Origin of the sequence: Providencia sp. PROV188 (genome assembly GCF_027595165.1) — a bacterium.
GTDB lineage: Bacteria > Pseudomonadota > Gammaproteobacteria > Enterobacterales > Enterobacteriaceae > Providencia > Providencia lanzhouensis.
This window is the reverse complement of sequence record NZ_CP097291.1, coordinates 3,737,119-3,749,383: the sequence shown is the minus strand read 5'-3', so window position 1 is coordinate 3,749,383 and position 12,265 is coordinate 3,737,119. Positions and strand designations below refer to the sequence as shown.

Below are 12,265 nucleotides of genomic sequence, written 5' to 3'. Positions count from 1 at the left end.
AAATGTAGTAAAAAATGGGGGGTAGCATGGCTACCCCAATTTCCATAACGTTTAATCTTAACTATATTTAATTGTTAACATACCCATCTGTTTGTCTTCATTCAGCCAATCATAAGAATAGACACTTCGGCCGCCATTCAAGACTTTCCAACCTTGAGTTTTTACTAATTTTTTCAGGTCAATGCTATTGGCAACCATATCGTCATTGTCGTTTAAACAATTTAAAGTGACATTATTATTATTTACTTCATTCAAGCAAGAGGCATAGACAATTGAGCCTGTAAATTGGATGGTACCGTTATGTTCGCTGTTTTCTGCATAGGCATTAACTGCGCTAAAAGCCGGAACGAGTAATAATGTCATGACTGCGCGAGAGAAGGTTTTTTTAGCGATTGATGTTAAATTTTTCATAATAGGATCCCCTAACTGATTTGTGTTTAATCAATTTGTTTAAGTGTATTAATTTAATAAATTCGGTATTGCGTAAGGTATATATTGGCTACTTTTATTTTTTCAATTACCTCGTGCTATTTGATGGAGCATATAATAATTCAAATAACTCGATTAAGGTGTAAATATTGAAAATCAAATGTATGGAAATTTTAAAATTAAATTAAACAATATGGGATAAGTTAAATATAGTATAAGTAAAAGTGCTCACCCATAAAAAACTATCTAATCACCATTTAGTTTATAATTATGGTGTAAAAAACCTTCTTATTCGATATTTTCGAATAAAAAAATCAATTTATGAGATTTGCATGCACTCATTCATTGAGTGATTGATAATATATATCAAAATCTATGCAGATCACTTTAATATATTCTTTTATATGTATTTACAAACTTTAATTAGATATGAAAGAGAATATAACAAAATGTTTCATTACTATGGGGTAATACTCAATAAAGCTATGTTCTTTATAATTGTTATTACCTTATTTTTGGGTATTAAGTTCCATTAGTGTGTTTTGAGCCATTCGTTATTGTCATTTTTTAGAGGGTTTTTGATAATCATTCTATATAGAAATATAAGAGAAATTATCTAGATGGCTAAGTATCAATATTCCGTACTTTCATGATAAACAATATGCGTTTTACATTTGATATCATCTGTATTGAACATTCCTTAGTTTTAAAGTGACTTAATGTCTTTTGTAGCGGAATCCAATGCTCACAATGCTTATCACGTTTTTTCTTCTTACCTTAATTAACTTATCTAAATGTCTAAAAGGTGTCTGACTACGAGTTAAGCTGCCAATTTTTACGTTGGCGTTATTTATTTTGCGTTTGATTACAGTAATTATTTGTCTAAATGATTCGAAATTCAACGTTCGAAATATTATTAAATATTACTGGAAAAACAATAAGTTAATAACGATTGTTATCATATCTAAGAGCAATAGTGTAATTTACCTTTATGGATATTAATGACCGTTCAATTTATTGGAACGAAGTGCTATTTTCTGTATCAATTTGCATTATTGTACTATTTTTATGTCATTGTTAAATTTAGGTTAAGTAATTATTTATTTTAAAATAGTAATATTTAGTGATTTAATTTGGATAATATTACTCCAAATAAGAGTAATATTGTTTGATACTTCTGTTCGGTACTATTTTTCTCAATTAAATTATAGAAATATATTTACTTTCTTATTCTTACAATTTGTTTCATTTTCACATGAGATAAATCCTAAAAAGGCAAGGGTGTTTTTTAATTTTATTGATAGATGAAATATTATCTATTCTTTATAATGATTGGTATTATCTATATAGTCAGGCATAACGAGAGGAAAAAGGCGGATGAATATTCGTGATCTGGAGTACCTAGTTGCACTTGCTGAGCACAAGCACTTTAGACGTGCTGCGGATTCTTGCCATGTAAGTCAGCCTACGCTGAGCGGTCAAATTCGTAAGCTTGAAGAAGAGCTCGGCGTGATGCTATTAGAAAGAACCAGCCGAAAAGTGCTTTTTACTCAACAAGGTTTATTGCTCGTTGAGCAGGCAAGAACGATCTTAAGAGAGATAAAAGTTCTACAAGAAATGGCAGCTTTACAAGGTGAAAGTATGTCGGGGCCTTTACATATAGGGCTGATCCCAACGGTTGCACCTTACTTACTTCCGCACATTATTCCTGAATTACATCGTGTGCACCCTAAACTAGAAATTTACTTGCACGAAGCACAGACTCAGCAATTATTAGCTCAGTTAGATAGTGGTAAGTTGGATTGCGCCATCCTGGCAGAAGTCAAAGAAACCGAGCCATTTATTGTGGTGCCATTATTTGAAGAGCCAATGAAACTCGCGATTTATGAGAATCACCCATGGCATGACCGTGACACGGTTGAAATGGGGGAATTAGCGGGTGAGAAGTTATTGATGTTGGAAGATGGCCACTGTTTACGTGATCAAGCGATGGGATTCTGTTTCCAAGCCGGGGCAAAAGAAGATACTCATTTTAGAGCAACGAGCTTAGAAACGCTGAGAAACATGGTAGCAGCGGGTAGCGGAATTACATTGCTGCCTGATTTGGCTGTACCTCATGAGGCTTGTCGGGATGGCGTTTGTTACTTGAACTGTATCGAACCTGAGCCAAAACGCCGAATTGTATTAGTTTACCGTCCGGGCTCTCCATTGCGTGGACGCTATGAGCAGCTTGCTGAAACAATTTACAGCTCGATGGATAAGTACTACAGAAATAAAAAGTAAGCTATAAAAGCAAAAAAGTGATTGCGGGGATGAACCTGCAATCACTTATTCTAAAGCCAATCATTCAGTGTAAAGCGTAGAGATTGACTAAAACAGTCGATTTAGACCATTCAATGCAGCAACTCGGAACGCTTCTGCCATGGTTGGATAGTTAAATGTAGTATTAATGAAGTATTCGATGGTATTCCCTTCACCTTTTTGTTCCATAATCGCTTGGCCGATATGAATAATCTCAGCCGCTCTCTCACCGAAACAGTGAATACCTAAAATTTGAAGTGTTTCTCTATGGAAGAGAATTTTCAAACTACCCACATTCATGCCCGCAATCTGTGCTCGTGCTAAATGTTTAAACTGAGCACGACCGACTTCATAAGGGACTTTCATTGCCGTCAATTCTTGTTCTGTTTTACCCACAGAACTAATTTCTGGAATGGTATAAATACCCGTCGGAATATCTTCAACTAAATGGGCATTACCTAAACCAGAGGTAATTGCGCGAGCCGCAATACGTCCTTGATCATAAGCCGCAGAAGCTAGGCTTGGATAGCCAATCACATCACCAACAGCATAGATGTGCTCATTACTTGTGCGATAAGCATGGTCAACTTTAACTAAGCCGCGACCATCCGCTTCGATTCCCACATTCGCCAGACCGATATTATCAGTATTACCAGTACGGCCGTTCGCGAACAGCAAGCAATCCGCTTTCACTTTTTTGCCCGATTTAAGATGAACAATAACGCCATCATCTAAACCTTCAATCTTTTCATATTCTTCGTTGTGACGAATAACCACGCCACTGTTCCAGAAATGATAAGACAACGCATCAGACATCTCTTGATCAAGGAATGCCAATAAGTGATCGCGGGTGTTGATCAAATCGACTTTGACCCCTAACCCACGAAATATGGATGCGTACTCACAACCAATCACACCCGCACCATAAATAATCACATGGCGAGGTTCGTGGGAAAGGCTGAGAATGGTATCGCTGTTATAAATTCGGGAGTGAGTAAAATCAACATCAGGCGGGCAATAAGGTCGTGATCCAGTCGCAATGATAATCTTATCTGCACTTAGGACATCACAACTTCCATCTGCATAGCGCACGCTAACATGCTGATCATCAACAAAAGTTGCTTCACCAGAAAACATTTGGCAACCATTGCGTTCATAAAACCCTTCACGCATGCGAGTTTGCTGACTTATCACGGTTTCGGCATGAGTAAGAATTTCAGAAAAAGAGGAGCGTAAACTGCGGGAATTATCACTATATAGAGGGTTTTGATTAAATTCGATAATGCGACTAACAGCATGACGAAGGGCTTTAGAGGGAATCGTACCCCAGTGGGTACAGCCGCCGCCGACACTGTTATAACGTTCTATAACAGCAACGTTTTTTCCTTGTTTAACCAGCCCCATAGCGGCACCTTCACCACCAGGACCGGAACCAATGACAATTGCATCAAAATGGGTATGTTGTTGCATGAGGTAAGCCTGTTTTAATTCTAGGGACGTTGTGATAGTAACATTCGTTTGCCATCTTGTCTCAATTCGAAATCCTAAAGACAAATAAGTATAGGAAGTAGATAAAAATAAAGAGGTGCAAAGTATATAAAAAGTTTATAGGAAAAAAGTCGATAAAAGACACAGCCTAGAAAAAAATGAAGCTGGGTGAAATTCTGAAAATGGCGAAATTGATGGGAGAGTCATCTTTTCATTAAACTAGATTAATAATTTTCAGGTATGCTTAACGGATGGGCGTATTCAAAAGTGATATTTTGATCTATTCGCGGCGTTTTAATTGTAGAAAACTAGGAAAATCGTGAGCAACACTATTGGCGTTAGAGCAAAACAAAAAGAAAAAACTCGTCGTTCACTCGTGGAAGCGGCATTTAGCCAATTAAGTGCAGAACGTAGTTTTACTAGCCTCAGCTTACGGGAAGTAGCTCGTGAAGCGGGCATCGCACCAACTTCGTTTTACCGTCACTTCAAAGATGTTGATGAGCTTGGGTTAACCATGGTTGATGAAAGCGGTTTGATGCTACGCCAACTGATGAGACAAGCGCGCCAACGTATTGCAAAAGGCGGGAGTGTGATCCGCACATCAGTCTCCACTTTTATGGAGTTTATTGGTAATAACCCTAACGCGTTTAGGTTACTATTGCGTGAGCGCTCAGGAACTTCTGCTGAATTTCGTGCTGCGGTCGCACGAGAAATCCAACATTTTATTGCAGAATTAGCGGATTATCTTGAATTAGAAAATCGTACGCCGCGTTATTTCACTGAAATGCAAGCCGAAGCCATGGTCACTATCGTGTTTAGTGCGGGTGCTGAAGCGCTTGATATTGATGAAGAAAAACGTCGACGCCTCGAAGAGCGGTTAGTGTTGCAACTACGTATGATAGCCAAAGGCGCTTATTACTGGTACCGCCGCGAGCAAGAAAAACAAAATGATACAGACCCTGACTTAACCAAAGAGTAAAGGAGAGACAATGACGGAACACAAGAATTATGAGAGGAGCACATTACTGCTATCTTTAGTAATTGGCTTATCGACTCACGGAACGTTCTCTACCCTGTTTAATTCCCTTGTGGAATTTTCTATCTTCCCAATCGTCACATTAATTTTAGCTGTTTACTGCTTACACCAGCGTTATTTAAATCAAGCCATGCCAATGGGATTACCAAAATTTGTCGCTGGCAGCTTTTTCTTAGGCATGTTTGGCTACGCAGCGATTTTACGCGTCCAACATCCTGATGTCGGTTCTAACTTTATCCCGGCCACGGTGATCGTCATTATTGCATTGTGGATGTACACCAGTTGGAAAGCACGTAAAAAAGTGCTACACGAACAAGCTCTCGAAAGCGAAACTGAACATTAATATCAGTTTTGAATAAAAAGAAACGCCGCAACATAATAGTGCGGCGTTTTTTATGGATAATTTATAGGGAATAATTTATAGAGAGTATTAGCGTCGAGTGAGTAACACACCACTTTCCATATGATGGGTATATGGGAATTGGTCAAATAAAGCCAGTTTTTCGACTTTATGGGTTTTGGTGAGTTCCGCTAAATTATCGCACAGCGTTTCAGGGTTACAGGAGATATACAGAATATGGTCATATTCTTGAACCAGCTGAACAGTTTTGTCATCCAGGCCACTGCGTGGTGGGTCGACAAAAATAGTATTGCACTGGTAATCCGCTAAATTAATCCCTTCTAAACGATTAAACTCACGAACGCCATTCATGGCTTGAGTAAAATCTTCCGCAGACATTCGGATAATCTGCACATTATCTATTTTGTTCGCTTCTATATTGTATTGCGCCGCATGCACGGAAGGCTTGGCAATTTCAGTTGCTAAAACACGATTGAAGTTTTGAGCCAGCGCCAGTGAAAAGTTGCCATTACCACAATATAGCTCTAATAAATCGCCAGTTGAATGTTGAGTCGCATCAATCGCCCACTCTAACATTTTAATATTCACCTGTGCGTTTGGCTGTGTGAAACTATTTTCCACCTGGCGATAAATCATGTTTTTCCCTTTTACAGGTAAAACTTCATCAACATAATCGTGGTCGAGCATAATTTTAGTTTTAGAGGCGCGACCAATAATTTGAACATCAAAGCCTTTCGCCGTTAAATCCGCTTTCAATTGTTTGGCTTGTCCCGTCCATTCATCACCTAATTTTTTATGATAAAGCAGAGAAACAATCAGCTTATTACTCAGCGTCGATAAGTAATCTATCTGGAATAATTTATGGCGCAGTAGTTCAGTGCGTTTTAATAAAGGCAGAAGTTCAGCCATCATGTCGTTGATTAGCTGGCTAGCAACTGGAAATGACTCAATTCGAATGCGTTCTTTGGTCTCTTTATCAAACATAATATGAAATAGGTCATCACCTTCGTGCCAAATTCTAAATTCTGCACGCATCCGATAATGGGAAGTTGGAGATGAATAAATTTCAGGTTCAGGCGCAGCATAAGGGGCCATCAAACTCTTCAGACGGTCAACTTTCTCTGCAAGTTGCAGTTCGTAATCTTCGGTGTGCAAGGTGTTTTGCATCATATGGCCCCATAAAACAGTCAAAATTCACATCAGGGGCGAAATTGTAGGGCAAGCAGCGAAGATGTCCAGTTTTCATTATCGATTCATGGACACTGACAACTATTCAACTTAGGATAATAGTTCGTGGTTTTAGGGAATTTGGTGAGAGTCCAAAGCTGACGCGCAACGGTAATTAAGGTATTCCCGTCATTCTTCAAACTACATGGGTGTTGGCATCGCTCAGCTATCCTAGTCACATACTTCAGTATGCTCCTAGGAATATCTTCGCTTGCCACCTACATGCAGCTTGAGTTATTTAGGGGATATAACAGGTCGAATTTTTATTTTATATATCGCTTCATATATAGAAACCCAACTTGTCACTTTATAAGTCCGATACCTACCACACTTCTTATCGCTTTGTTGAATCTCAGCGCGGATCTGATTTTCGGCGTCGCGGAATGTTAATTTAATTGATTTTCCGAGTGTAAACATAATGAATAATAACAAGTCGCTATCGCTTTCGGTGGCAGCTCTGGCAGTGTTGTGCGGTATTTCCTCTTTGGCAAGTGCAAGCTCTAATTCGTCAGATGAAATGGTGGTGTCTGCTAACCGTTTCGAGCAACCTATCTCTTCTATATTAGCGCCAGTCACTGTAGTGACCCGTGAAGATATTGATCATTGGCAGTCAAATACCGTGATTGATGTATTGAGACGCCTGCCGGGTGTGGATGTTGCACAAAATGGTGGAATAGGGCAACAAAGTTCCCTCTTTATTAGAGGAACAGAATCACGCCATGTTTTGGTTTTAATTGATGGTGTTCGTCTTAATCAAGCAGGGATTTCTGGTTCTTCAGATATGAGCCAAATTCCAATCTCGCTAGTGCAGCGTATTGAATATATTCGTGGCGCACGTTCAGCAGTTTATGGCTCTGATGCAGTGGGTGGTGTGATTAACATTATTACTCGCCGTAATAATGAAGGAACCACACTAAATGCTGGAATTGGTTCTTATGGCTATCAAAACTATAACGGTTCAACGCAACAAAAAATTGGTGAGAATACAACCGTTACGGGCGCGGCGGCTTATACATATACAAAAGGGTTTGATGTAGAGGCAAGAGGAAATACAGGAGGACATCCCCAGCCAGACAAGGATGGTTTTCTTAATAAAACATTATGGCTAGGTGTGGAACATCAATTTACTCCAGATGTTTTAGCTTATGCCAGAGCCTATGGGTACGATAATCGAACAAATTATGATGCCTCTGAGTTTGCTGGTATTTTGGCTGATACCCGCAAGCTATATAGCCGTACCTATGAAACTGGTGTTAAATATCATCAGGAGAAATACTCTACTTCATTAATGGGCAGTTATAGTCACGTTAAAGATTATAACTATGACCCAAGATATGGAAAATACGGTAAAGGTTCTCGTGTTGATGATTCGAAACAGTATAACGTTCAATGGGGAAATAATTACCAATTTGAAAATGGTACAGTTTCGGCTGGCATTGATTATCAAAAGCAAACCATTGAAGCGGGAACATCTTCATTACCAAACAATGAATCAATCAATAATACTGGAATCTATTTAACGTCTCAGCAAGCAATCTCTGCTTTCACTATTGAAGGCGCTGTAAGGTCTGAAAAACATTCAGAGTTTGGCTGGCATACAACATGGCAAGCAGGTGCTGGATGGGAATTCATTGATGGATATCAGCTAATAGGCTCTTATGCTACGGCTTATAAAGCACCAAACATTAGCCAACTATATGCTTCAGCGCCATATGGCAATCCAGACCTAAAGCCAGAAGAAAGCAAGCAATGGGAAGGTGGAATGAAAGGGCTCACAGGTCCTTTAAATTGGCAATTAGTTGCATATAAGAATGAAATTACCAATCTTATTGATGCGAAAGCCGAAACTAATTGGGGATGGCAAAATGTTGGTGAGGCGACAATAAAAGGTATCGAGTGGAACGGGGATATGGATACAGGCATATTCCACCATCAGCTTACATATCAATATACCGATCCTAGGGATGAGAAAACGAATAAAGTCTTAATTCGTCGAGCTAAGCAACAGATCAAATATCAACTAGATTGGAATGTTGCCAATGTAGATTGGGGGCTAACTTATCAATACATTGGCTCTAGATATGATAAAGACTTCGGTCAATATGACACTAGTACTGGTGACTATAAAAGATTAAAACTCGGTGGCGTTAGCCTTTGGGATATCACAGCCGCATATCCAATCACTTCACATCTCACAATTCGTGGTAAAATAGCTAATATGTTCGATAAAGACTATGAGACCGCGTATGGTTATCGCACCGCTGGAAGAGAATATTTCCTCACAGGAAGCTACAACTTCTGATAACAACCTATCTGTTCGCCCGACCATTCTGGTGTTTGACTCCGGAGTGGGCGGGTTATCTGTCTATCGTGAAGTCAAAAAACTGATCCCGAATGCGCACTATATATATGCATTCGATAATGAAGCCTTCCCTTACGGGGAGAAAAGTGAAGAGTTCATTATTGATAGGGTTTATCAAATCGTTAATGCCATCGCGAAAAAGCATCCTCTCACCATTGCCGTCATTGCGTGTAATACTGCAAGCACGGTGAGCTTACCTAACTTAAGAGCAAATTTTACTTTCCCAATTGTCGGTGTCGTTCCGGCGATTAAGCCCGCAACTAAACTGACGCGTAATGGTGTAGTTGGTTTGTTGGCAACTCGGGGTACAGTAAATCGTGAATACACAAAAGAGCTGATTGAGCGCTTTGCGACAGACTGCAAAGTCATCTCTTTAGGTTCAGCGGAACTCGTACAACTGGCAGAGAGAAAATTGCATGGTGAAATATTGCCGCTGGATGAAGTGGCTCAAGCCGTCAAACCGTGGATTAAAATGAAAGAGGCCCCAGATACGGTGATTCTTGGCTGCACTCATTTCCCTCTTATAGTAGAAGAGTTAGAAAAAGTACTTCCAAGCGGAACTCGATTCATTGATTCTGGTGCCGCGATTGCCAGAAGAACCGTTTGGCTCATCAATAATCAGGCTGAAGTTACGGATTCAAATGAAGAAGACTTCGCTTACTGCTTATTAATGAATGAGAGCTTACAAGAATTACGCCCTGTTCTTGAGGCGGAAGGCTTCAAATCGCTGCAAAAACTGGCTATTTAAGTCAAATTCGCTGAAAAGCTGAGCGAACGAAAAAAAATATCAAAAAAAGGGTTGCCAGATTTTTCTGACTCCCTATAATGCGCCACCACTGACCGGGAACAAGCCAACGCAAAGCGCGATGGACACTGAACCGGCAGCGAGAGAATCTGAAAAGATTAAGTAAAAAAATACTTGACTCTCAATGAGGAAAGCGTAATATACGCCACCTCGCGACAACGACCTAAGTTGATAAAAACTGAGTCGAATTTCTCAAGAAATGTCGCACCGCTCTTTAACAATTTATCAGACAATCTGTGTGGGCACTCACAGGACACTATCAAAAAAATATTTGATTTTAAGTCTTGAAGAGTGACTAACACGTTAATTCATATATATGAACTAATAGGTAATTTGGTTTCTTCGGAAATCAAACGACAGTAACATTCTTTGAGCATCAAGCTTTTTAATTGAAGAGTTTGATCATGGCTCAGATTGAACGCTGGCGGCAGGCCTAACACATGCAAGTCGAGCGGTAACAGGGGGAGCTTGCTTCTCGCTGACGAGCGGCGGACGGGTGAGTAATGTATGGGGATCTGCCCGATAGAGGGGGATAACTACTGGAAACGGTAGCTAATACCGCATAATCTCTCAGGAGCAAAGCAGGGGAACTTCGGTCCTTGCGCTATCGGATGAACCCATATGGGATTAGCTAGTTGGTGAGGTAATGGCTCACCAAGGCGACGATCCCTAGCTGGTCTGAGAGGATGATCAGCCACACTGGGACTGAGACACGGCCCAGACTCCTACGGGAGGCAGCAGTGGGGAATATTGCACAATGGGCGCAAGCCTGATGCAGCCATGCCGCGTGTATGAAGAAGGCCTTAGGGTTGTAAAGTACTTTCAGTTGGGAGGAAGGCGTTGATGCTAATATCATCAGCGATTGACGTTACCAACAGAAGAAGCACCGGCTAACTCCGTGCCAGCAGCCGCGGTAATACGGAGGGTGCAAGCGTTAATCGGAATTACTGGGCGTAAAGCGCACGCAGGCGGTTGATTAAGTTAGATGTGAAATCCCCGGGCTTAACCTGGGAATGGCATCTAAGACTGGTCAGCTAGAGTCTTGTAGAGGGGGGTAGAATTCCATGTGTAGCGGTGAAATGCGTAGAGATGTGGAGGAATACCGGTGGCGAAGGCGGCCCCCTGGACAAAGACTGACGCTCAGGTGCGAAAGCGTGGGGAGCAAACAGGATTAGATACCCTGGTAGTCCACGCTGTAAACGATGTCGATTTGGAGGTTGTTCCCTTGAGGAGTGGCTTCCGGAGCTAACGCGTTAAATCGACCGCCTGGGGAGTACGGCCGCAAGGTTAAAACTCAAATGAATTGACGGGGGCCCGCACAAGCGGTGGAGCATGTGGTTTAATTCGATGCAACGCGAAGAACCTTACCTACTCTTGACATCCAGAGAATTTAGCAGAGATGCTTTAGTGCCTTCGGGAACTCTGAGACAGGTGCTGCATGGCTGTCGTCAGCTCGTGTTGTGAAATGTTGGGTTAAGTCCCGCAACGAGCGCAACCCTTATCCTTTGTTGCCAGCGATTCGGTCGGGAACTCAAAGGAGACTGCCGGTGATAAACCGGAGGAAGGTGGGGATGACGTCAAGTCATCATGGCCCTTACGAGTAGGGCTACACACGTGCTACAATGGCGTATACAAAGAGAAGCGACCTCGCGAGAGCAAGCGGAACTCATAAAGTACGTCGTAGTCCGGATTGGAGTCTGCAACTCGACTCCATGAAGTCGGAATCGCTAGTAATCGTAGATCAGAATGCTACGGTGAATACGTTCCCGGGCCTTGTACACACCGCCCGTCACACCATGGGAGTGGGTTGCAAAAGAAGTAGGTAGCTTAACCTTCGGGAGGGCGCTTACCACTTTGTGATTCATGACTGGGGTGAAGTCGTAACAAGGTAACCGTAGGGGAACCTGCGGTTGGATCACCTCCTTACCATTGAAGTGTTTTTGTGAAGTGCTCACACAGATTGTCTGATAGAAAGTAGAGCAAAAAGCGCGTCTGCGAAGCTGACTGTAGTGTCCCCTTCGTCTAGAGGCCTAGGACACCGCCCTTTCACGGCGGTAACAGGGGTTCGAATCCCCTAGGGGACGCCAATTGCGCGGAGAATGAGTGAAAGACGTTCCCCAAAAATAATGATTAAGCCAATTACGTTGTAGTTGGTTTAACAATTATGCTCTTTAACAATCTGGAACAAGCTGAAAATTGAAAACAACGCACATTGTTTATCGCTTAAACAATGTGAGAGTCTCTCAAAAATCTCAA

General features: G+C 41.2%; 8 protein-coding genes, 1 tRNA gene and 1 rRNA gene. 7 read left to right on the top strand and 3 right to left on the bottom strand.

All coding sequences use genetic code 11. The annotated features are described in order from the left end of the window. Positions 1-57: 57 nt before the first annotated feature. The gene (locus M5X66_RS17325; RefSeq protein ID WP_108479187.1) at positions 58-411 is read right to left on the bottom strand and encodes a hypothetical protein; all 354 of its coding nucleotides are present in this window, start codon (positions 409-411) and stop codon (positions 58-60) included. A gap of 1,395 nt (positions 412-1,806) precedes the next feature. On the opposite strand from M5X66_RS17325, the gene oxyR reads away from it, so the two are divergent. Next, a complete protein-coding gene (gene oxyR, locus M5X66_RS17320; RefSeq protein WP_036950898.1) occupies positions 1,807-2,712 on the top strand; it encodes a DNA-binding transcriptional regulator OxyR in 906 nt (301 codons plus the stop codon). Between the two features lie 87 nt (positions 2,713-2,799). On the opposite strand, the gene sthA is transcribed toward oxyR, so the two are convergent. Next, positions 2,800-4,200: a Si-specific NAD(P)(+) transhydrogenase gene (gene sthA, locus M5X66_RS17315; protein ID WP_036950900.1), complete on the bottom strand. Its 1,401-nt coding sequence runs from the start codon at positions 4,198-4,200 to the stop codon at positions 2,800-2,802. Between the two features lie 337 nt (positions 4,201-4,537). Between sthA and fabR the strand changes: the two genes are divergently transcribed. Then, on the top strand, positions 4,538-5,197 hold the full coding sequence (gene fabR, locus M5X66_RS17310; protein ID WP_036950902.1) for an HTH-type transcriptional repressor FabR: 660 nt from the start codon (positions 4,538-4,540) through the stop codon (positions 5,195-5,197). Between the two features lie 10 nt (positions 5,198-5,207). After that, a complete protein-coding gene (locus M5X66_RS17305; RefSeq protein WP_270103750.1) occupies positions 5,208-5,597 on the top strand; it encodes a YijD family membrane protein in 390 nt (129 codons plus the stop codon). Between the two features lie 87 nt (positions 5,598-5,684). On the opposite strand, the gene trmA is transcribed toward M5X66_RS17305, so the two are convergent. Beyond that, on the bottom strand, positions 5,685-6,782 hold the full coding sequence (gene trmA / locus M5X66_RS17300) for a tRNA (uridine(54)-C5)-methyltransferase TrmA (protein ID WP_036950906.1): 1,098 nt from the start codon (positions 6,780-6,782) through the stop codon (positions 5,685-5,687). 478 nt (positions 6,783-7,260) lie between these two features. On the opposite strand from trmA, the gene btuB reads away from it, so the two are divergent. The 4 genes from btuB to M5X66_RS17280 all read left to right on the top strand — a co-directional run bounded on the left by btuB (position 7,261) and on the right by M5X66_RS17280 (position 12,096). Next, on the top strand, positions 7,261-9,144 hold the full coding sequence (gene btuB / locus M5X66_RS17295) for a TonB-dependent vitamin B12 receptor BtuB (RefSeq protein ID WP_108479188.1): 1,884 nt from the start codon (positions 7,261-7,263) through the stop codon (positions 9,142-9,144). After that, positions 9,089-9,952, top strand: a complete 864-nt coding sequence (murI, locus tag M5X66_RS17290) for a glutamate racemase (protein ID WP_154609922.1) — start codon at positions 9,089-9,091, stop codon at positions 9,950-9,952. Before btuB ends, murI begins: the two co-directional genes overlap by 56 nt. A gap of 443 nt (positions 9,953-10,395) precedes the next feature. Then, positions 10,396-11,935 (top strand): 16S ribosomal RNA (locus M5X66_RS17285). Positions 11,936-12,020: 85 nt separating this feature from the next. Then, positions 12,021-12,096 (top strand) — tRNA-Glu (locus M5X66_RS17280). Positions 12,097-12,265: the final 169 nt, after the last annotated feature.